Source organism: Herminiimonas sp. KBW02 (assembly GCF_003852535.1).
GTDB lineage: Bacteria > Pseudomonadota > Gammaproteobacteria > Burkholderiales > Burkholderiaceae_D > Oxalicibacterium.
In genome coordinates, this window is the sequence record NZ_QAJP01000004.1 from 1,032,071 (window position 1) to 1,054,746 (window position 22,676).

Here is a 22,676-nt window from a genome sequence, read left to right on the forward strand (position 1 = left end):
GCTCCTTATAAACGACGACATTGTCTTAACATGTCCAGCTTTGGCGTGTAGACAGCATTTTCAATTTCTGTCATGCCAAGAATCGTGTGATAAATGTTGTCATGACTAAACGATTTGGTTTGCAATGACTTCATGCAGTTGGCGTCAACTGCCATCCGGCTGCGATACCCTTCCGACATCCATAACAAAAGGGGGATGTTTTTCTGGACATCTGGCGCAAAGTAATACGGTGCGCCATGCAGGAACAAACCATTCTCACCAAGCGACTCACCATGGTCAGAGACGTATAGAAATACGGTGTCGTACTTGTCTGACAGGCCTTGGAGCATGCTGATCATTTGGCTAAGAACATGATCGGTATAAAGAATTGTGTTGTCGTAGGCGTTATGTATCTCGTCTAGAGAACATGCCCCTAAATCCGTTGTACGACATGCTGGCTTGAAAACTTCGAAGGCTGCGGGATATCGACGCCAGTATGCTGGCCCATGACTTCCAATTTTGTGTAAGACCATTAGTTGATCTGTCGATTGTTGAGTAATTGATTCCGACAATCCGGTGAGCAATATCTCGTCATGGCAGTAGTCCTGTTCACACAACGATGGAGCCATTTGAGGTTGCATAACGACAGTTTTAACCCTGACACAAATTCCTTTGCAGCCGCTATTATTGTCTCGCCACTCTACTGCGATGCCATTTTTAGATAGTGTATCAAGTAGATTTGTTCTGTTACGCTCGTTGACAACGTCAAAGTCTTCTCTACCTAATCCAGAAAATATGCAGGGTAATGAAACAGCTGTGGATGTTCCACAACTCGTCATGTTGGTAAAACGATAAAGATTGCTTATCGCACTGAGTTTCGGGTTCGTCTGACGCGAATGTCCCATCAGCTGGAAATCGACTGCTCTGGCCGTCTCCCCAATGACGAGGAAGATGAGCAATGGTTTAGAACTAGAGGTCGAAATGACGCGATGCGTGTTTCCATCAATATCTGTTACGGCAGAATCTGATGGCCTGGCTTCATGACGTGCATAATTCCAAGCTGCATACATCAGATTGCCGGGGTTCATCATGTAACGTACTGATTTTTGCTCTCTTAAGAACGTGGCAAATTTCCCCGATTGAGGCAGTATCGCCACAAGAACAAAGATCGCGCCAATCCAAATGAATACGATCCGTTGAAGAGCGTATCTACGAAATGAAATAGGCTGAAATTTGATCTTCCATAGCACCCATGCTGGAGCAAAGCCAAACACTAAAATATAGGCAAGAAGACGGACATTAAGCAAACCAAATGCTTCGGTTGAGTCTGTTTGCGCGACATTGCGAAACATCTCAAGGTCAATTCCAATACCGAAATTGTCGACGAAATAAGCGCTAGAAGAAGCTACGATAATTAAGGTGACGCCTAGCAGCCTCATTGCAGTACGCCCGGGGATCAATAAAAGCAAGACGGCGTACAACCAGGTAAAAAGCAAAAGCAAAGAAAAAATGAAGGCAGCTCCGGAAAATCCAGATAGCGACATATTTTTCGTGAGCGTCGTCCAAAATTGCCAATTACAAAGGGCGACTAAGACGATAGCCGTAGCCGAAGCAAATAAAATGTCCGGATAGGACTTAAGTAATTTGTTCGCAGGCATATATGGAACTCAATGTTTATTTGTCCACATGACAGATTCTTGATAGGAACCGATCGCAGGATTTACGCTATCTTCAGATTGAGATGGAGGCTGGTATTGTTCTAGAAGATAGAGAGGACGACGCTTACTCTCAATAAAAAGACGTCCTAAGTACTCACCGATAATTCCAATAGCCATCAATTGCAGTCCGCCGAGAATCATCACAGTGACGATCAATGTTGGAAATCCCCTCACCGACTCGCCAATGAGCAATGTCTTTACCAAAAAATACAAGGCATAAAGAAATGCCATACTCGAAAAGACCAAACCTAGATAAGTTGCGATTTTTAAAGGTGCGACCGAAAAGCCAGTAATGCCTTCAAGTGCAAAGTTCCATAGTCTCCAGTAACGCCACTTGGTTGTGCCGGCTGCACGGGCGTCACGGTCGTAATCCAACGTCACATGTTTGTATCCCACCCAGGCAAACAAGCCTTTCATAAAGCGATTGCGCTCTTCTAAGAGATTAAGTGCATCTACCGCGCGTTTGCTCAGCAAACGAAAATCCCCAACGTCTGCTGGTACTGGCACATCACTTAAGCGATTAATGACTCTATAGAAAGCATGTGCGGTTGCTTTTTTTAGCCACGACTCACCGCTGCGCTGGCGCCTACGCATATTCACAATGTCGGCACCGGCCAGCCATGCCGTGATCATTTTCGGAATGAGTTCAGGAGGGTCTTGAAGATCGGAATCGATAATGATCGCAGCATCCCCGGTTGCCAAACGCAACCCAGCGCTCATGGCCTCTTCTTTGCCAAAATTTCTGGTGAAACGAGCTATGCCGACCTTTGGGTTATCTGCACGTAGTTGCCCTAACAGAGCATATGATCTGTCAGTGCTGCCATCATCAACGTAGATAATTTCCCAATCATGATTAAGGTCTGAAAGTACATTTTTCAAACGTTCATGAAAAATCGGCAAAACACTCTCCTCGTTGAACAGAGGGACAATTACGGACAACTTGTATGAGGAAGTCTTGACGTCTTCAAAACTAGAGATTGAATATAGGTTTTCCATCGCACTTCTCTTTTCTTTCACGACAAATTGCGGGCGCGCGTGGACGATGAATGAATAAAGATCGAAATATTTATTCATTCATTTGAAAACTAATCCAACAAGCGCAAACAAGAGCTATCAGACGCAGCGGCTAAGGCTGCGACGAAACTTCTGTGCAAGATGTACTTTTTAGTTATTAACAGTGAACCGACAGCTGCCCACGAAATCGCAGGCGGACTGCTAGATTGGGAGGGCGGTGGATCGAGGGGGGCGAAAAGGTGCGTCAAATGCTGCGAGAGGGAGCTCCCTAAAATGGGGGTATGTCTTTATGATCGTAGACAGAGGAAGGAGCGAAATTTTCTGTTCTGTTCCTAAAAAATACTGTAAATGATTGGCAGCATGAAGTAATTCGTGTTCGACAGCTAAAGAGCTTGTGGCGCTAATATCGTCTGGCGACTCAACATCATGCAATGCAACATAATCTGCCGTCGCCTGATCAGGAATGACATTCACGTTGTGTTCAAGATCATGAGTGAGCCAGTTCGAATGGTTACTCCATATGCCAACGTTGGTCATAAATGCAAATATGACCAACATTAACAACGAGAAGTATTTCGAAAATGATATGCCCATGATTTTGTAATTTAATGCCTCTACCGACCTTTAGAAAAAGAAGAATATCACTTAAATATATGACCAATTAAATTTGCATATACTATTTTTTTCTACGCAACTTCCGTCTTTTTCTCTTGGTTTTATGCTGCTTTTCATTTCGTGGTGTAGAAGATTTCGTTCCCGAACGGCCAAACCAAATTAATGCACCAAAAATGACTATGGCGATAATTATCGATACGCCAATAAGCGTATTGGCGAGATTCATCGGTACCCATCTATTTTCTAAAAACATAATGTGTAATCAAGTCGAAACATTCCATTAATGGATCAGTTTCATTTTTCTGGTGTGAGATATTTTTCGGATTCACCAGTCGGACCAAAGGTGTGCTCGTTCGTGGCTTGATCACATGCTTCTGCCTCCATCTGTATCGTTGTATGGTGAATTTCCCATTGCTCGGCCAGTGTTGTTTGAATTTCTTTCAACAAATTATCTTTGTTAAAGGCCTCAAGATCGCTAACGACGTGCATGGTCAAACTAATTTTTCCGCTTGTAATTGACCAAACGTGCAAGTCGTGAATACTTCGGACGCCTGCAATATCGGACACCGATTTGCGCAATTTTTCTAGATCAATATGCTCAGGCACCCCCTCCAGTAGGACATTTATACTTTCTCTTAACAAAATCCATGTCCGTGGAAGAACCCAAAATCCTATCCCGACCGCAATTACCGAATCAACCCAGGCCCATCCTGTAAAGCGAATGATCAATGCGCCAGCGATAACGCCAACTGAACCCAACATATCGCTCCATACCTCAAGATAAGCCCCCTTGACATTGAGACTTGCATCCTTTCCGGAGCTCAGCAATTTCATACTGATCAGATTAATGATCAGTCCCAGAGACGCAATAATCAGCATCCCCATCGATTGGATTTCTATCGGTGACTTAAAGCGGCGATATGCTTCGTAGAGAATGTACATGGCCACGAAAAACAGCATGATCGCGTTGAATGACGCAGCTAATATTTCGAAGCGATGATAGCCAAACGTGCGTCGTGAGTCGGCAGCACGTTTGGCTATTTGAATCGCTATCAGCGCAATAGCTAGTGCGCTGGCATCCGTCAGCATGTGTGCGGCATCAGACAGCAATGCCAGGCTTCCTGTTACCAACCCGCCTATTACTTCAGCGACCAGAAAAGTTGACGTTAATACGAACGCTATCAGCAGATACTTCTGATTCTGCCCTTTTGGTAGTGCATGGTTATGACCGGCGCTCATGAGATTCCTCAAATAGATTATCTGTCTCGTTGAATATACGTTTAACGTGCAACCTTCCAGCCAACTCTTGTCAACGTTCCTTGCCACACTTTCCGCAGAATTTCATTCCCTGAGCCATATCTGCATTACACCCCGTACATTTATGTGGAGTCATCGACGTGCCGCATTGTTGGCAAAACCGGGCGGCACTGCTATTTGAAGTGCCACACGCATTGCACAGAGTCGATGGTGCTGCCGTGGGCTGTGATCTACCCCAGTTTTCGTCCTGATTTCTCGGATAAGAATTGTCATATCGACCGTGATGACCACCGCCATCCCGACGATGATGTCCGCCACCTAAAAGTCGCTCAAAGATGCCCATGATGTTTTCCTTTTTTCTTTGTTAACTGCCATAAGATACAAATCCACTTTCCACTACCAGACTACTCAGTTTCATTTTTAGCCCTGCATTTACTGCGCGTAAAACGTTTCCATCCAGGGAAATGGTGAAGCACTAACATGCCATAGATGAGTGCAGTAGTTAGTATTGCGAGCACATACATACCGAACGCACTTGCCATACCAACAGATGCAGTCGCCCATAAGGTAGCTGCTGTCGTTAGTCCTTCTATTCTTCCTCGAACTTGGAGAATCACGCCTGCGCCAAGGAAGCCGATTCCACTCACAACTTGTGCAGCAATCCTGGTTGGCTCGCCATTAACGACATGAAGCGAGATAAGACTAAATGCACAAGAGCCGATCGAAATAGCCATACAAGTACGCACGCCTGCATCGCTTCCTTGACGCTCTCGATCAAGGCCAATAATTGCGCCTAACAGACCTGAAAGCACGATCCTGGCGGCAAATAGCAATTCCATTTTCCAGTCCACATTAGTCCTCTTCTTAGTACTAATACGTTCGTACTATTCAATACCTTCTTGAATAGGGGCGTCGGAGCATACTTAGCCCCGACACCCCCCCCTCACCTAGATACTTTTAGAGCTTAAATTGCCCCATTTTTTCCAGAACGCGAGTTTTTGCATGAAACTTGGTTGTGAGTTTTCGGAATCAGCAGGCCCTTCTTCGTCTCGGCGATGCGCTATCTTGTACAACAACGGCAACACCAATAAGGTCAATATCGTCGAAGAAATAATTCCGCCAATGACGACAGTGGCGAGTGGTCGCTGAACTTCTGCGCCGGTACCTGTGGCGATCGCCATCGGTACAAAACCTAAGGACGCAACCAACGCCGTCATCAATACTGGCCGCAGTCGTGTTAATGCGCCCTCGTGTATCGCGATATCAAGCGTTCTACCCTCTTCGCGCAAACTTCGAATAAATGAAATCATCACCAAGCCGTTAAGAACAGCGACACCTGAAAGCGCGATAAAGCCAATCCCCGCCGAAATTGAAAGAGGAATGTCTCGCAGCCAAAGCGCTGCGATGCCACCGGTTAGTGCGAAAGGAACACCGGTGAAGACAAGCATCCCGTCCTTGGCATTGCCAAACATAACGAAGAGAAGCAGGAATACCAGCAATAGAGCAATTGGTACAACGATCTGTAGACGTTTTGTGGCGGATTCCAGTTGCTCAAACGTGCCGCCCCAACTGATCCAGTTGCCTGAAGGTATTTTGACGGTCTCTTGAATCTTCTTCTGAGCCTCCATTACGAACGAACCGATATCACGTCCCCGCACATTGGCTGTCACAATAACGAGACGTTTCCCATTCTCACGACTGACCTGATTAGGGCCTGGTGCGAGATTAAGGTCTGCTACTTCGCCGAGTTGCGTATAACCAACTTGACCGGGCGTAGGGCCCTCCGCAATAGGCAAACGAATAGGTATACGCTTTATAGCGTCAATATCGTTACGTAAGTCATCAGGCAAACGAACAAGGATGTCGAATCGGCGATCACCTTGAAACAATATCCCTGCCTCTCGTCCACCTACAGCAATAGACAGAGCATCCTGAATATCAGAAACATTGATTCCCAGTCTTGCTGCCTTATCTCTATCTATCTGAACTGTTAGCATAGGTAAGCCAGTAGTTTGCTCTACTTTCACGTCAGCAGAACCCGGCACGCTAGATAGTGCGTCGGAAATCTGATCCGCAGTGGCGTTCATGACGTCCATATTGTCACCAAATACTTTCACCGCAACGTCGGCGCGCACACCTGAAATCAGTTCATTGAAACGCATTTGGATTGGCTGCGTAAATTCATAGTTATTGCCGGGGACCTGAGCTACAACCTTCTGCATAGCCATGACCAACTCTTCTTTTGTACGTTTAGGAGACGGCCATTCAGATTCTGGCTTTAAAATGATGAAAGTGTCAGCGACATTCGGCGGCATCGGATCTGTCGCAATTTCTGCCGTACCAATTTTTGCAAAGACGCGTTTTACTTCAGGGAAAGTTCGAAGATTCCGCTCGAGCTCCTTCTGCATTTCAATCGATTGCGTCAAACTAGTTCCAGGTATTCGCATCGCTTGCAGAGCAATATCACCCTCATTGAGACTCGGGATGAATTCACTTCCCATACGTGTCAACAACAAGCCGCAAAGCACTACCGTAACGCTAACAGTTGTAAGAACGAGCGGTTTTCTATCCATTACCCAATCCAGCATCGGTTCATAGCGACGTTTGGACCAGCCAATCAGACGATTCTCTTTTTCAGAAACTTTGTCACCGATGAGAAGCGCTACAGCCGCGGGGATAAAGGTAAGCGAAAGAATCATCGCTCCAAATAAAGCCACCACCACCGTAAATGCCATCGGATGGAACATTTTCCCTTCTACCCCTGATAGGGCAAAAATCGGGAGATACACAACCATGATGATCAGTTGCCCGAAAATCAGTGGACGACGCGCCTCCTTTGAAGCTTCAAAGACTTCGTGGAAGCGTTCGTTTCGTGTCAAAGACCTTCCAGCGTGCGCTTGGGCGTGTGATAGCCGCCTAATACAGTTTTCTACGATAACAACGGCACCATCAATGATGATCCCGAAATCTAGCGCCCCCAAACTCATAAGATTGGCGCTTACCTTGTTATTGACCATGCCGGTGAACGTAAAAAGCATGGCCAATGGAATTACCATCGCGGTAATAATTGCAGCGCGAATGTTGCCTAAGAAAAGAAAGAGAATCGCGATGACAAGTAATGCCCCCTCCATCAAATTCTTTTTAACTGTTGCAATTGCCTTATCAACCAAAACCGTGCGGTCATAGACAGTAGCCGCCACCACACCTTCCGGTAATGTCCGGCGAATTTCGTCCATTTTTTTGTCTACGGCTTCGGCCACCGAACGGCTATTTTCGCCAATCAGCATGAACACCGTACCTAAGACTATTTCACGAGAATTTTCTGTGGCAGCACCTGTTCGCAATTGAGAGCCAAGCATAACTTCAGCTACATCCTTGATTCGCACAGGAATACTTTGTTTGGTACCGATAACGATATTTGAAATATCGTTCAAGTCAGTCACCTGTCCTGGGGCACGAATCAAGTACTGTTCGCCACGTTTCTCAATGTAACCGGCACCGACGTTGTTGTTATTGCGTTCCAGGGCTGTAACTAAATCCGCTAAAGAAAGCCCGTAAGACATCAATTTCCCGGGGTATGGTGCGACTTGAAATTCCTTTGCGTTGCCGCCAATAGTATTGATTTCTGTGACGCCAGGGACATTACGTAATTGCGGTTTGATAATCCAGTCTTGGATCTCTTTCAGATCGGTCGGCGTGTAGGGCTTTCCATCCGGTTTCAATGCACCTTCTTCAGCCTCGACTGTCCACATATAGATTTCACCGAGACCAGTCGAAATTGGGCCTAGCGCTGGGACAACACCTGGAGGCAACTTATCTTTTGCTTCTTGAATTCGTTCGTTGACCAGTTGTCGAGCAAAATAGATGTCGGTCCCTTCCTTGAAGATGACCGTTACTTGGGACAGGCCATACCGCGAAATGGAGCGCGTTTGCTCCAATTTAGGCAGACCTGCCATAACGGTTTCGATTGGATAGGTAATCCGTTGTTCAGACTCCAATGGGGAATAGCCTGGAGCGCTGGTGTTAATCTGAACCTGGACATTGGTAATGTCTGGTACAGCATCGATAGGAAGTTTCTGGTAACTATAGATACCAAATGCTGCAATACCTAATGTCATTAACATGACCAGCCATCGCTGGTCGATGGCAAAGCGAATGATTTTCTCAAACATGAATTTTCCTTGAGCTAGAGGGCTGCGTTGCCGCGTTCGCCACTTTGTATGCGCACAATGTCATCAACCGTGGAAACGGCAATTAGACCGTCTCCTGTATTGCCGGTGTGCGACGCGCTTCGTATAGCTTCAACAACTTCTTGGGCGATGTCGTCAGAACAAAACATCAGCAGCGCAGTGTGCTCATGCATATCTGGATTCCATTCATCCGCTGCGAATAGATGCCCTATTCCACGACCTCTTGCGTGACCCCGTACTTGAAACAAGGTAAAACCAGGCAAATGACTAAGGCTTTGCAAGGCATGTTCGACAGCGTCAAGCCTATGCGGCTGAATAATCGCGATGATCTGTTTCATATCGATATCCTTAATGAGCGTGGCTAGCGGACGCTTTGCCTAATTCAGCTTTGATAAGGAAGCTGTTTGTCCCTGCATAGTCCTCTCCAGTCTCTAGCCCCTTCAGAACCTCAACGTACTTCGCGCCACGACGGCCAAGCTCAAGCGGTCGTGCCTCAAAGAGTTCACCATAGCGACCGAAAACAACGGTTGCATTGCCTAACGTTTGGATAGAGTCCGTCGTCACTGCCACAGGAACGTCGACTTCATCAGACACCAACGCAACGTTAACTGCTAAGCCTGGACGCCAAGTACCTTTAGGGTTCGCCATCACTATCCGTGCTTTAGCAGCGCGCGTTTGTTCGCCTACGAGGGAACCTATATACGAAACCGTTCCAGTGCCTTCAGCATCAAATGCTGTCGCCTTCACAGTCGCTTTTTGACCAGTTTTTACGGCATTGATATCTTGAGCGCGGACGGTCAGATCAACCCACACTGTGGACAAGTCCGAAATATCAAAGATATTTGCGTCTTCTTTCGCAACTGTTCCGGCAGAAATACGCTTCTCAGTGATGACGCCATCAATTGGCGATCGAATTTCGTATTGAGTCAGATTTGTCGAGGATGGTGACGCACCTAAAGCAGCGAGCTTCTGTTGCGCGCTTTGTGCAATGATTTGTGCTTCCTGCATTGTGGTACGAGCTTGCAAATAATCCTGTTCAGCAGATATTTTTTCTTCCCACAATGTTTTTTCGCGCTCATAGGTAGTACGAGCTAACGCAAGACGTTTTTGAGCGGCAAGAAGTTCGCTACGTTGATCGGAAAGCGCTTGGCTAGATATCACTGCAAGTATCTGGCCCTTACGCACCCGATCCCCAGCGTTTGCACGGACCGATTCAACAATGCCCGCTAGTCTAGGTACCACTTGGACGGTGCGGTCTTCATTAAGACGAATTTCTCCGATTAGTTGCAACTCTGTTTTGATGCGGACAGGCCCTGCCTTGAGGATTTTTACGCCGTTTTTTGTTAATTGTTCGTCGCTCATAGCAACTTGGCCTTCTTCTTGCGCATATGAGAACTCATATGATTGGTCGCCTTTGGTGGCCTTGATCTGAACCTTAAATGAGTGAGGTTCTTCGATGATCGAGTTACTTTTTAAATAGTCATTCTCCTTTGAGAATGAAATACTTTGAGGGCTTCGTCCAAGTCGCTCCAGAATTACGACGGCCTTAGTCGCGGCTGGATCGATTGGCTTTCCATCTTGGTAGGTATATATACGAAATTGAGGCTTGCCCTCATTTTCAGAAATAGTCAGCTCAAGGCTGTATCCATCTTTAGTGAATAATTTCCCGCCCTTAGGACCACTTTGAGGCGTTGATTCGGCGTGATGCTCATTGTCTTCATGCCCACCCGCATCATCATGTTTTGTCGCACTTTTTTTTCCATGATGCTCAGTGTCAGCGTGCTCCTTAGTTTCCGCATGTCCTTTGCCGGACTCTTCATTTTGCGCGCCTTTCGGATCTGAGACTAAGATCAAGCCTCCTAAAAGAAGGCCGATAGCTATTACGATTATGATGAAGGTGGTTTGTTTGTTACGGGGAATGTTTTTCATCGTGGCCTCTAGTTCTTTGTGGCAGAAAATTGTTCGCCAAGCAGACGGTCAATTGCGGCTGCGGCTCGGTGTGTGTCGGCTAACGAGCGCAAGTACTGCGACTTGGCTTGGAAGAAAGTGCGTTGAGCATCAAGGACTTCTAGGAAGCTAAATTTACCTAGTTCAAAACCTTTGGTCGTTGCTTCATAGGCACGTTGCGCGGCAGGCACGACTTCCGACTTCAGCATTTCTGCTTCAGTAATTGAAGTACTTAAACGTCCGTGCGTTTGCCCAAGTTCACGATTCAAACTCACTTCGGTTGTGGTCAAATCGTCACGTGCTTTGTCAGTCCTACGTAGGGCTTCGAGAATATTTCCTTGATTGCGATCGAATAGTGGCAACGGGATAGATAGACCAACTACTGCTGTATTACGACCCACTTGCTCATCTCGCTTAGAACCTAGAGTGAGCGTGACATTAGGGATCCTGCGTGAGCGCTCTACCGCAGTCATAGCTTTTCTTCGCTCAACTTCTATCCTTGCACGCGCCAAAAGCGGAGATTGCTCGAGGCGCTGCATCAAAGCAGGCAGAGGAATAAGAGGAGGCAGATCTTCAGCAGGTTCTTGTACCTTGTCGAAGTCTGGAGTACGAGCTCCCCAGGTAGCGGCCAGCTCGCGTCGTGCTGTCCCCAAATCATTTAAGGCTTGGGCAAGTTCGATACGTACGCCGGCTTCGGCGACACGTGCTCTTGTTTCTTCAACGGGAGAAATCTTCCCTGCCAATACACGTTTCGAGGCAATGGTCGTTGCTCGCTGTGCTAGTTCAACTGTGCTTAAGGCTAACCGATAACGCTCTTGACCGATAACTACGTCATAGAATGCAGCGACTACGAGCGCTCGTATGTCAGCTTGTTTGGCTGAAAGATCTGCTAACGCAAGATCTCGGGTACGTTCGGCGGCTGCGATACGTGCACTCCGTTTGCCCCCAAGTTCAATGGGCTGGCTGATCTGAACCGTCGTCGTACGCGTGTCACGTTTGAGGTCTTCTATCGTAGTAGAAAGCTCAGGATTAGGAATGATTCCAGCTTGTTGAATCATCCCTTCCGTAGCTTCTACTTCACGACGAGCAGCAGAAATTTCGGAATTGGCGCCATATGCCAGATCTAGAGCGGCAGCAAGTGTGAGCAGCGAGATATTAGCTGCCTTCATCTGCCCACTTTGAGTGGTTTCGCCACCATATGACGATATTACCTGCGCGTAAGCAGGAATTTGTAATGTTAGAGATGCCGCAAATAGAAGCGGCAATAACGGCTTTTGCATCGAATTTCCTTAGTAATAGACAAAGGGAATCCAGCAGCCAACGCTATGAACTACATCAAGAACGAGGAAAAAATAGAACGAGCGGGTGCCGGATTAGGAAGCGGCGTAGACCCACTTTGGGCGTTCTGGACGCGGAGGGAGAATTGAAGCAAGTATAGAAGTGTCAGGTATACGTGGTGTTACGCTAACGATGTCAGAAATCAGAATGGCTGCAGGAATTTCTGCAATAGCAATGCCACCAAGATGACAGAATGCGCAATCTATATCAGATGCCGAACTAGACTTCGGCACATCACTTTTTTGATCACTCAACGATGCAATATGCTTATGCTCATGGTGACCGAAATGCACAGTTACCGGGTTACTTTCATGCTGACAATAAACCGCTGCCGCTGCCCAGCTAATCTGGAGCGGTACGATCAAAAGCATGAGGATGACTAGTAAGCGTCGCATAATTGTGCTTATTTTATAGCAGTTTTAAAAAATTCTCGCAAAGTATTTAATTTTGAAATGGAAAACAGATGATTTCACCATTATGGTGAGATATTAAGACGCACTACGCAGTTGATTTGATGCATTCGGGCAATTATGGGGAGTGTCGTTTAAAACTCTCGTATCTCCAGGCGTTTAGACATAGAGATAATCATAATGGCCCTGATTCCGAAAGAATTTGGTTTTCGAAATAGTAAATCGTCGTTCACCCAATTTACGGTTCTTGCCCGTCCAGGAAGCGAACATCGCGTAGTTATTGTAAGTCTGGTAATCTAGCATTAGTTCTCCTGCTCGTCTTCTCTCATCACATTTGCCAGCAGCAGCTTTAACGAGCCTATCGGAAGATGGAAAAACTGCGTGGCACTGCCCTACTCTCTGCCTGGACTTATTCTGAAATGCGTCTTGTTTTTTGCTAGGAAAATTGCATTTCCAAAGAACATGCCCATCCCTATTTAAATTAATTCTTTCTATTCTGAATCTGTTGCGGCCGCATCGTTCATTAATCTGATGCCAGATACAGAAAAATGAAAAGTAACTCCATCGCAGAAGATCTCTGTTTGAAAGTCTAAACGCCGGATAAGGCCCCATGAAACTCAGTTGGGTATTTGCATCTCTTTTATCTTTCAGCTGATCGAGCACTACATTTTCAATCGACATTCTCCATGTAAGGAATGCAAGCGCAACAGGACAGACCAAAACGCCATTTAGCGCATTGGCCTCATAGCAATCCAACCCTAAAAGCTCTTTTAAGCAGTCTTTGTGGTTGTGGACATAAGCATTGGCAATATGCCGCCTGAGACTTCTGTAACAATGCCCTATATCACTTTGAAGTAAATGCTGCCTATTGCAGGACTCATTGTAGATAGGAGTTTCATCGATGACACCTTCTAAACGAACTAGATCAGCAGCGATAGGCTCGAAGAAAAATTCCCATCCTTCAGGCGGGGGGCCAGCTACAGCTATTGCCAGTCCAAGAAGCCATCGTTTTCCATCATTCGCATCTAGATCCGCTCCATCGAATAGTTCTTTGAGCAACATGCTGCTGTCGCCAAGCTTCTCGTTGAGCACATGAATCCAAGCAGCAAAGGAATCACAACATTCGCTAATTTGCGTCAACAGGTCCGGAGGCATCTGCTTAGATGACATTACTTCCTCGAAACCAAGAAACTCCCTGCTACACCTTGAGCAACTAGAAGGAGATTGGCTTTTACATATCGCGTTGAGCGATGCTCTGGTAACGCATCGATTACAACCACTGGTAAGGTCACACCGATGCCAAGGGCACTGCCGTAGGATGGGCAAGTCAAACAAAGAACAATGGTACTTATGCTTCCAGCATTGAGGGCAATAACGAGTTAAAAACTGTTGACCATTGATAGGAACGATTTGATCTACAAAGCCGTTCAATACTTCATGTTTTTTTGCGTTCAAAAGCTGTGCCAATTTATCGAAATTAATCCATCCGCTGCAGGACAAATTCGCAATGTCATAGGCCGAGGTCAACTTAGGATCAATTTCGATTAGCTTTTTTAACTCATTGATATCGACATGATTAAGCATGATGATTTTTCTGACGATCATCTTGCTGGATTCGTAGGGGGCAAGACTGCCGTCAGGCCAGGTTAGCCGACTCTCTTCGTTCCAATTAATTTTCATTGTTCCCATCCACCTTCCTTACTGGGCGACTGAAGGAGAGCACTGAAACTGGCTAAGTTCGACGATTCGACTGCAATCGCAATATCGCTATCCGAGATTGAAAAATTACTGCAGTCTTCCTTTTTTGATGCGAGTAGCAAATACTCTATAGACAAACATACATGCTCCATTGGAACCATACCAAGCCCTAGTGGGCCAGCGGCTGCGGCTAGTGCCTCCCACAGCTTGGATGCGTAACGATGAAGCCTAAATCCCTTGGCAAATGCTTCCGGAAGAAAAAAGCGTGTGTAACTCCAGCCAGATCCTTCAGGATATTCAGACTGCTCGTCATAGGCTTTCAATAAAAGCTGCAACTCAATCATGCTGGAACAACCTTCAAAAGCTATGGGTTCGCTGAGAAAGCGAGCGATGATTTGATGTTGCCCACTGACCAATAGTGCAGCGCGGCGATGCATGATTTGAGGTTGGGCAAAGAATATCGTCGTCATTTTTATTTTCATCAGATCTAGGGCATTGTGCAAAACGAAAAGTTGTTCCAGATCCGTATCTGACAATAACTGTGCTTCGTCCACAATTAAGACAAACTGGGACCCTCCAATTTTGCTCAACTTTAGAATTGTGTCGGTCTTAATATTCTCCAGAAGAAAACCTACTTTTGTACGGCTCGACAAGATATGTTTTTTGGCTTCTAGTATCAACGAATACATGTGGTATTCCGACGATTGCTTTGATCGTCGAGCACTTAGTAGTAGCGTATATGTTCGCGGGAATTCGTTATTCAACAGATTTTGAATCTCCTTGGCGCAGGTTGTTTTACCCATTCTAGGAGTCGCATAAAAGACGACGCCAGTACGTCTGGTCCATACTTTTTCTCGTGCAATTCTGTACGTACGTTCGAGCATGGGTGTGGGAAGCGTGTAGTCCCGTTCAAGTACAGGGTGAAACTCCAACAGCTGCTCACGGCGTCTTGGTGAGAGTTCGCACGGTTCCGCCTTGCCGATGATGGCAGGATCAACTGTATTGATCGACTCTGGCATACAAACTCCTATCTCCGATTTTTTACTTTCATCAAGCCTACAACCGGGGTATCCAACAGCGAACTACGATTAGCAACAACCTTCGTCGTACGAATATGGGATTCATCAGGCTTTGCTTTGGCATCGATAACAAGTTCAAGGCCCGATTCTCTAGAAACCTGCGTCGCCTTGGTTACTTGTTTTGCAGAAAGAGGTTGTATTCCTCTCTTAGTTTTCGAGTTGGTCTTGCCGAGATATGCCATATAGATGTGGACAGGGTCGTCAAACTCAGACACCACAATAGTCCTGTGGTAGACCAAACTATTTATGACCTTACGTGTTCTACGGCTATGTTTGGTGTGCGCCCATTTTCCCTGGACACACAAATAGCCGAAATCCGCACCATTTTCTAGGTAGGCTCGCACTTGGCGGAAGTCGTCATCGGCATTATCAATATCGATAAACAAACGTTTTCCAACTAAATAGCCAGCCTCAGCGAGAATTGGATTCGTATAACGCGCACCGTCGAGTTGTATGTAGGGGCGACGTCCTGACTCTCTCCCCCCACGCACGGTGACACTGATCGTAGTAGAGAATGTTCGTCCATTCTTTGACATCTCTTTAGGAAGGTGTCTGATTGTGCAAAGCGGAACTTCACCTTCTAGGTGATATTGTAGGTACTGCAATGGAGATAAACTTGAAAGGCCTGAATTCGGCGTGGCATTATGTTGAGCGATCGTTACATCCAATAATTCAGCCACTTCTGCAGCCCTAATTTTATGCTTTAACGCTTTTTTCTGCGCATTGGGCGCACGACCACTATGCGGATTACTTCCAGTTGTGGATGGCAGTCGTTTAAACAGCTTGTCGGCGATTTGACCAAACGTGCGCTCAACACTATCTCGCCTCTCAAAATGAGCTACTGCTCCCCAATTAATGACGAATCCTAGGCCTTTCCGCAGATTCTCATGAACCGGTTGCGCCAAGTGCGCCAATGCACCATCAAGCTTAGTGACGCTCCAAAGCGCGCCATAAGCCCTCTCTATAATTCCGCTTGGTAGTCCAGCATCGGGAGGGTAATTCAGCCCGTCAACAGTAAGCTCTATTGGATGCCATTTTTTTGTGATGGCATCGCGTACAACTTTAATCACGTCTTCTTTCGTTACTTCGCTCCTATACACGACCAAGTAGGACAATATAGCTGCGGAAGCACCCTCTACCACTGCAATCAACCACAGTCTGTCCAGAAGTAGATCTCTCTCAGTTCCTTCTGGAGTGCGAAAAGTTACAGTTGAATGACAGTCAATTCGATATGCGTCTATTTCCACTACATCATAAGGCTCACTGAAATACAAAAATGGCGCGTGCCCTGTACCAACATTAAGGTGTGCTTTCGCAGCTGCCCCCTCCCTGATATTTACAGCGCGCTTAAAGTTTCGGTCTAAGACATCACGCATAAAACTACGGATGGATTTAATCCCGCGATGTTTGGTTGTAAAAGGCCACTCGGAAGCACTCACCCCGTACTCTTTGATAGCCTTAATAAAAAGTTTATGCAGGTCGCGAGATCGCAGTCGAAATTCTGGGACATCTTTGTACTTTGCATCTTGCCTGATGAAGCGAGTAAGTTTTTCTTCTAATTCAGGAAAGCGATCCAACATCATGCCAAGCGCACCGGTTTGGCCGCCTTGCTGCTCGCCAAATTTCCTCCCTAATGGCGCGCGACGCCTATATGGTTCGATCCGAACATGTGGTACCAGTGCCCGAAAGCCGAATATCTTTCCGTCAGATGCAATTTCCAAGCATTTTCGCGCCATGCGTGGGAGACTCGCGGCGGCAATGCCGGTTCTTTCGGTAATAAATTTTACTGACTGGTATTCGAAATAGAGACGCATTGCCAATTCATTGCTCTCGTACTTCTCGACATCTTCAGACCTCAAGGCTGCTTTTTGCACTTTCGGCCAGAGGTCAAGTGGTAATGCCGTAGCTACGGCCTCTCTACGACTCCACATATCGAGCCCTTTGATTCCATGTCCATCTTGTAGATCTGCCGAATGGCTTCTTCGTAAGATCTAAGGAGATATGGCTTTGAAGCGCGTAACGAACAAGAAGCCCCATTACCACCGATTCGTCATAATCAATCAAATCGGAAAGCAGTTCTCCAACTGTCCCATCTGATTGATCTCGCAATCTACTAATAAGCGCTATTAGAGTGGGTGTTTGGTGCTGATCCCGAATGGCTGCGGCGAAAGCAATAGCTTTCAGCCACCTACAAGCAGATTGCACATGCGGCTTGAGTTCGTTGTCGCTGAAAACACGATACGAAACTCCTTGTTTGGCCGCAGCGGAAGATTGAGCCAAAAGTTGAGGTCGGGCTTCGACCAGCTCCTTTTCCGTACTTTTTACTTCATGCCACTCTGTTTTACCATTAGTCAACTCAACTATGGCATCGAGCTGCGTTCCTCTAGCTTCTTTTTCGTCGTGAGAAATGATGTTTTCGGGATGGAGGTCAAAGGATTTGACCTCAGGATTAATTTCTAGAAAATGTATCCAATGAACAAGTTGCCGATCGCTAGGCAGCAACCAGTCGGCATTCATCTTGGGACTGTAAATTAGCCAAAGATTATTATTTCTATGCCCACGCGCGCGGTATGCGTCCATTACATGCAAACGCTGCGTACTCTTCAATGAAGGATTTGATTTCATCAAAGCACCTTCAGGAAACGCGGTCCAAAAGGCGCGTTTTAAGGTCGGGCTTTTTACATTAGTTCAAAACGATGCGATGTCAAGATAACGATGTCCGGCCTTGATAAAAAGCGCGCATAGTTTTAACAACTTTAGTTCCGGCAGCATTATTTTTACAAAATTACTTCCATAAAAAGGAACTAAAGTTGCTATCTGAGTTAGGAGGAAGCATCAAAATAAATTTGTAAACTGTTGATTTTTATGAAATTCAGTTGACTTTGGAAGGTTGGAACTTTAGTTCCGAGCGCTTATGGATTGCAGATCAACCGCATAGGTAAGGAATCACGTTGAAAAGATGCAAAGAAATCCTACACTGAAGCACGACCAGAAAAGGAGAACAAAATGTTTAAAAATATCTTGCTCCCGACCGATGGATCAGCCCTGTCCGAAATTGCCATTCAGAAAAGCATAGCCCTTGCCAAGGTCCTCGGTGCCAAAATAACCGGCTTATACGTCATTCCTGAATACCAGATATTGACCTGGCAGGCAGAAATGCTCACGGATACAAGCCAAGATTTTAAAAAGCTCGCGGCATCGCATGCAGAAAAGTTTCTGGCCGTAATCAGCGACAGAGCAAAGGAAGCTGGCGTACCAGCAGCATTGGTTCAAGTAACAGGCGAGCATCCTTATGAGGCAATTCTCAAGGCTGCCGATGACAATAAATGTGATTTGATAACAATGGCATCTCATGGCCGTAAAGGTATTCAAGGCTTCCTAATAGGCAGCGAAACTCAAAAGGTTCTTGTGCATAGCAAAATACCTGTTTTGGTGTACCGATAAGTAGTGACGTCATCGATTTTGTAACTAAATCTGGTGTCACCTTAAAAGAGCTACAGCGACAGCAGCATTGACTGCACCCAGCATGTCGTCGCTATGCAAGCGCCATTGAACAATCTCCGGTTTAGAAATGCCACGGCTTGAGAAAAACCGCTTTTGATCAATCTCCCGGCAATCCATCGCCTTGGTGCAGTACTTGGCTATATATGCAGCCAGCTTGTGAATGCCGTTCTTACCGAATCCGAACCGATGCGGGTCACGCACGTTGACCTGCCCCATTTGCTGGCCAAGCTCATTTTTGCCAAGGACACGTTGCCATATAAAGCGTAGGAGCTCGTAGTTCTTGCGCCCTTGCACGGCGATGTGGAAGTGTATCGCTCCCCTCTTCTGATTTTCCATAATGGCTACATATTGAAATGCATGCTGCACCTTGCGTAGTCGGCGGGTGATTTCTTTCCAATCCTTGAGTACCTGTGCACTGTCTGTCAGGTTTTCTCTATAGGTCAACGTCACCAAGCGATCAGCACCAATTTGCTCGCAGCGATCGAGAATGTCGCCCTTAGCCTTGTGGCCAGCTACACGGCAATTTCGTTCGCGTTCTTCTGATCTGCCATCGTTGAAAGACCAGATCAACTTAGTATCAAATTATTTCCAGTTTTGTGTGATGAGCTGCCAGCCTGAAGTGAAGTGAAAACTTATTTTCAGGTGTTTACTGTATGAGGTTCAGAAGAAAAATTATCGAATTTTCTTAACATAATCAGCGAGCTATATTGCTGAAGTTAATCGAGAACCTGAAGTTTGCGAAGCCATAGCTTTAGTTTCAATCTTGTGCTTAACTGTTGTTAACTGATCAATGCCCAACCAGCTCAGTGTCAGGCACCCTCCACTCATCAGAGGATGCCTTGGCCGTGTCTTCATCTGCCGTCCAACCATGCCGGAGACTGCCATGAATATCTGCAAAGCAATTATTTTTGTAGTCTCATCCGCATCCTGCGTCAGCGCCATCGCGCAAATCCAGGAAATCAAATCGTCTAATAATCAGATCGGTATACAAGGCATTTCCAGCTACGTCGACTATACGGAAACCAACGATGGCCGATTCGGCACGACGGTCGGCAAGCTGAACACAGAAAAAGGCTGGGTACCGGGCTTTGCTGTATCGGCTTCTGTGATGCAGGACTGGCTGTTCGGGAACGATTATCTGCAGTTCCAGTACAGCAGGAATAAAGGGCATACCGACTACACAGGCTCGCGCCTGACCGGCGGCGTGTTCGGTTCTGCGGTACAGCAGAATGATGCGACGTTGACCGATTACAGCTTGCGTTGGGGTAAAGGCTTCACCGTAAACCAGAGCAGCATGTTCACTCCGTTTCTGGAAGTCGGCCGGCATGAATGGAAGCGTGCCGTCAATCAAGGCGAAACCTATACCAATAATTATTACGGCATCGGCGCCCTGGCGCAGTACTCACCTATGCCACGCCTGGTGTTGAGCGCCAACGCCCTGATCGGCCGGACTTTCAGTTCCGATATCAGCGTGAACGGCCCGCTCGGCTTTTCCGGTGGATTGGGGAACTCCAATCTGTATAGGGCTGGCTTGTCCGCGGATTACGCGTTCACGCAAAAATTCAGGGGGAATGTGGGCATTAATTACTCGGCGTTCAAGTACGGAGCCAGTTCCAATTATCCGGTCGGCGGCACGATTACCTGGGAGCCGGATAGCAGGACCCGCTATACGACGATTAGTGCAGGTGTTGGCTACGCATTTTAATGTAGGTAAACGCGACAGGGCGCCAGTGTGATCCGGCGCCCTGCTTTCTTGTGTGCTGTGATTACATTTGTTACGTGTAATCAAGCGTATACCAACGATGCCTGGAATACTTTACTGAAAAACTTCTCTGCCCTGTTTGCGCACGAAGTACCCCCAGATTGATTTCTTGCCGGATTTCTTTGCCCGATCTGTCCCCGCCGCCATTAATACCGGCAGCGGATGATCGAGTTTCAGTGCTACCGCGACCTTGAGACAAGTGTCTTCATCCATAATGCGCTGACCGCTTTTATACAAACTGATCGCACTCCTTGTGATCTTCAGTTTCTCGGCCAACGCAGCATCATTTTTCAGTGCGTATTTGTCTTGTACTTGCATCAGATACTTCACGCTTTTCATCACAATACTCCTTCAAGTTGTTCTGAAAAGGATTTTGCTGGATCACACTGGCAAAGTATTTAATGATCATACAGGTGTGGGACAATCGTCCGAAATTCTGCATCTGCCTGAGTTCGGACGCAAAGGTTACAGTCGTCATTGACAGCTGTTTGTCATAAAGACATCCAGGCATAAGACGCTATTGACGGCGGGCAATCCAAGCCTGGCACGCAGCTTGGGGGCAAATGATATTGGGAGTGTCCTGAGCGCTGTAATCAAATGAAAACCACCTCATGCCGAGGTGGTTTTGCGCATAAACCGGGTTTAACCGGCGTCACCACCGCTGACAAAATGTCGTTCTTTATGCAGGTAATGCGCGAGCCATTGCAGCAGCGCCACCGCATCGCCAAACTCCATAAAGCCTTCCTGCTCGCCATCGCCAAACAAGGGCTTGCCGGTCAGGCTGCTGTCTATCACCAGTCCGTCAAAGGTCGCCATCGGGATATACCCTTGCGGGATTTTGAAGGTGTTGGCATTCAGGATAGCGTCCATGACGTGATCAAGGAACTGGATTTCCGGAGTGCGCATGGAACCAAGATCGTGTTCCTTGAGGAACATCCCTATCGATAACAGGGCATTGCTAATGACGACGCGCAGATAAGTCGCTTTTTGCAAGGGACCTTCATGCAGGGTTTTATTGGAAGCCTGCAAATCCAGTACGGTCGTCGCTTGCGCGTTGTCCACCACAATGTTTCCGGCAGAACCTGTTTTTGCCTGTTTTTTCTTCCTGTGCAACATGAGTACTGGCGCATTACCTGCTTCTGACTCGCCGGCTTTGGCCGGTTGCAGGATCATGGCGATTGATACAGGCAACACTCTTAGCTGTTCTTCGATCAGATGAATAGCTAATAGTGATCTGCTTTCTTTACACGCGTTGCTCATATCAACTCCTTCTGTAATGAATGGCCTGTTGAGAACGATAGTAAGTGCGGTACGACAATCAGACTGTACGCCAGCGCACGGCGAAATTCAATTGCGACAATAATTATTTGCGCCACCAATGCCCGGACAGCCCCTGCCCTGCGTGCAAGGTCAGGTAATTGTGATGGAATAAAACGCGCAAGGTCATCACCCAACACAAAGCGACCATCCATCCGGCCAGAATATCGCTCGGATAGTGATAGCCAAGATACATGCGGCTCAGCCCTACCAGCGCAGCAAATAGCAAACCGCTGAACAATACCGCCTTATGCCAGCTGCTCAGACGCAGCAGTACCAGCAATGCAATAACGATGGCCATTGAATGGGTAGCGTGGCCGCTGGGAAAACCAAATGAGGTGTCCGGTGTATCCAGCCAAAGCTCCGGGCGGGCGCGCTGAATCAAGCCCTTCATGATATTGCCCAGGATGGCTGCACCCGAGACAGCGCACAACCAGAACAAGGCGATACGCCAAAGCTGGCGATACAACAGGTAGCACAATATGCCTACACTGACGACTGTTACCAGCATCGACAGGTACACTGCGAATTGTCCCAGCAGGGATTCAGTCTGTACGCGTAATGACCAGAGTATCGTTCTTTCCAGTGCAAGCCAGCCGCTGTTCCGAATCGTGTCCGCAAGAACACAAAACAAGGCCAGCGGCAAGATCACGCCCAGCAGGCACGCCAGGACCTTAATGCGGTCATTCAGCAGAGAATGACGGATGTAAGCAAACGACGGCCCGGACTTGTAGAAACTACGTTGTATTGCACGCATCATAAATACTCGTTTGTGTGACATTTAATGAAGGCACCAGCGCAGACTGTTCGATACGCCGCGTACTAAGCAGCACTATGCTAAGCAAGCA

General features: G+C 46.9%; 20 protein-coding genes. 2 read left to right on the forward strand and 18 right to left on the reverse strand.

Translation table 11 applies throughout. From position 1 onward, the window contains the following. Positions 1 to 5 precede the first annotated feature (5 nt). From DBR37_RS09090 to DBR37_RS09160, 14 genes are all read right to left on the reverse strand, one after another. Entirely contained in the window at positions 6 to 1,637 is a 1,632-nt protein-coding gene (locus tag DBR37_RS09090; RefSeq protein ID WP_124574104.1) for a phosphoethanolamine transferase, read from the reverse strand. A 9-nt stretch (positions 1,638 to 1,646) separates the two neighbouring features. Continuing rightward, a complete protein-coding gene (locus tag DBR37_RS09095) occupies positions 1,647 to 2,771 on the reverse strand; it encodes a glycosyltransferase family 2 protein (protein WP_233588320.1) in 1,125 nt (374 codons plus the stop codon). Between the two features lie 849 nt (positions 2,772 to 3,620). After that, positions 3,621 to 4,565: a cation diffusion facilitator family transporter gene (locus DBR37_RS09105; RefSeq protein ID WP_124574106.1), complete on the reverse strand. Its 945-nt coding sequence runs from the start codon at positions 4,563 to 4,565 to the stop codon at positions 3,621 to 3,623. Positions 4,566 to 4,635: 70 nt separating this feature from the next. Continuing rightward, positions 4,636 to 4,926, reverse strand: coding sequence for a zinc ribbon domain-containing protein (locus DBR37_RS17405; protein ID WP_124574107.1), 291 nt, complete (start codon positions 4,924 to 4,926; stop codon positions 4,636 to 4,638). Positions 4,927 to 4,987: 61 nt separating this feature from the next. Beyond that, positions 4,988 to 5,422 carry an MgtC/SapB family protein gene (locus DBR37_RS09115; protein WP_124574108.1) on the reverse strand — a complete coding sequence of 145 codons (435 nt, stop codon included), beginning with the start codon at positions 5,420 to 5,422 and terminating at the stop codon, positions 4,988 to 4,990. A gap of 108 nt (positions 5,423 to 5,530) precedes the next feature. Then, a complete protein-coding gene (locus DBR37_RS09120; protein ID WP_124574109.1) occupies positions 5,531 to 8,755 on the reverse strand; it encodes a CusA/CzcA family heavy metal efflux RND transporter in 3,225 nt (1,074 codons plus the stop codon). A gap of 14 nt (positions 8,756 to 8,769) precedes the next feature. Continuing rightward, entirely contained in the window at positions 8,770 to 9,111 is a 342-nt protein-coding gene (locus DBR37_RS09125) for a P-II family nitrogen regulator (RefSeq protein WP_124574110.1), read from the reverse strand. A gap of 10 nt (positions 9,112 to 9,121) precedes the next feature. Then, on the reverse strand, positions 9,122 to 10,702 hold the full coding sequence (locus DBR37_RS09130; RefSeq protein WP_124574111.1) for an efflux RND transporter periplasmic adaptor subunit: 1,581 nt from the start codon (positions 10,700 to 10,702) through the stop codon (positions 9,122 to 9,124). Between the two features lie 8 nt (positions 10,703 to 10,710). Beyond that, the gene (locus DBR37_RS09135; protein ID WP_124574112.1) at positions 10,711 to 12,000 is read right to left on the reverse strand and encodes a TolC family protein; all 1,290 of its coding nucleotides are present in this window, start codon (positions 11,998 to 12,000) and stop codon (positions 10,711 to 10,713) included. A gap of 93 nt (positions 12,001 to 12,093) precedes the next feature. Then, positions 12,094 to 12,429, reverse strand: coding sequence for a cobalt-zinc-cadmium resistance protein (locus DBR37_RS09140; protein WP_231949211.1), 336 nt, complete (start codon positions 12,427 to 12,429; stop codon positions 12,094 to 12,096). A gap of 198 nt (positions 12,430 to 12,627) precedes the next feature. Then, complete coding sequence (locus DBR37_RS09145) at positions 12,628 to 14,148, reverse strand: hypothetical protein (RefSeq protein WP_148089227.1); 1,521 nt, start codon at positions 14,146 to 14,148, stop codon at positions 12,628 to 12,630. Continuing rightward, complete coding sequence (locus DBR37_RS09150; RefSeq protein WP_124574114.1) at positions 14,145 to 15,185, reverse strand: ATP-binding protein; 1,041 nt, start codon at positions 15,183 to 15,185, stop codon at positions 14,145 to 14,147. The genes DBR37_RS09145 and DBR37_RS09150 overlap by 4 nt, the downstream gene beginning before the upstream one ends. An 8-nt stretch (positions 15,186 to 15,193) precedes the next feature. Continuing rightward, positions 15,194 to 17,176, reverse strand: coding sequence for a hypothetical protein (locus DBR37_RS09155; protein ID WP_124574115.1), 1,983 nt, complete (start codon positions 17,174 to 17,176; stop codon positions 15,194 to 15,196). Then, positions 17,163 to 17,870, reverse strand: a complete 708-nt coding sequence (locus tag DBR37_RS09160) for a hypothetical protein (RefSeq protein ID WP_124574116.1) — start codon at positions 17,868 to 17,870, stop codon at positions 17,163 to 17,165. The genes DBR37_RS09155 and DBR37_RS09160 overlap by 14 nt, the downstream gene beginning before the upstream one ends. Before the next feature lie 381 nt (positions 17,871 to 18,251). Between DBR37_RS09160 and DBR37_RS09165 the strand changes: the two genes are divergently transcribed. After that, positions 18,252 to 18,689, forward strand: coding sequence for a universal stress protein (locus tag DBR37_RS09165; protein ID WP_124574117.1), 438 nt, complete (start codon positions 18,252 to 18,254; stop codon positions 18,687 to 18,689). 36 nt (positions 18,690 to 18,725) lie between these two features. Here the strand turns inward: DBR37_RS09165 and DBR37_RS09170 are convergent, their stop codons facing one another. Further along, entirely contained in the window at positions 18,726 to 19,319 is a 594-nt protein-coding gene (locus DBR37_RS09170) for a hypothetical protein (RefSeq protein WP_199739069.1), read from the reverse strand. 313 nt (positions 19,320 to 19,632) lie between these two features. Here DBR37_RS09170 and DBR37_RS09175 point away from each other — a divergent pair, with 313 nt between their 5' ends. Next, positions 19,633 to 20,454 (forward strand): hypothetical protein, encoded by an 822-nt coding sequence (locus DBR37_RS09175; protein ID WP_124574118.1) that lies wholly within the window; start codon positions 19,633 to 19,635, stop codon positions 20,452 to 20,454. A 111-nt stretch (positions 20,455 to 20,565) separates the two neighbouring features. Here the strand turns inward: DBR37_RS09175 and DBR37_RS09180 are convergent, their stop codons facing one another. From DBR37_RS09180 to DBR37_RS09190, 3 genes are all read right to left on the reverse strand, one after another. Beyond that, on the reverse strand, positions 20,566 to 20,850 hold the full coding sequence (locus DBR37_RS09180) for a helix-turn-helix transcriptional regulator (RefSeq protein ID WP_124574119.1): 285 nt from the start codon (positions 20,848 to 20,850) through the stop codon (positions 20,566 to 20,568). A 303-nt stretch (positions 20,851 to 21,153) separates the two neighbouring features. Further along, entirely contained in the window at positions 21,154 to 21,771 is a 618-nt protein-coding gene (locus DBR37_RS09185; protein ID WP_124574120.1) for a hypothetical protein, read from the reverse strand. Between the two features lie 103 nt (positions 21,772 to 21,874). Then, complete coding sequence (locus tag DBR37_RS09190; protein ID WP_158610244.1) at positions 21,875 to 22,588, reverse strand: phosphatase PAP2 family protein; 714 nt, start codon at positions 22,586 to 22,588, stop codon at positions 21,875 to 21,877. Positions 22,589 to 22,676 lie beyond the last annotated feature (88 nt).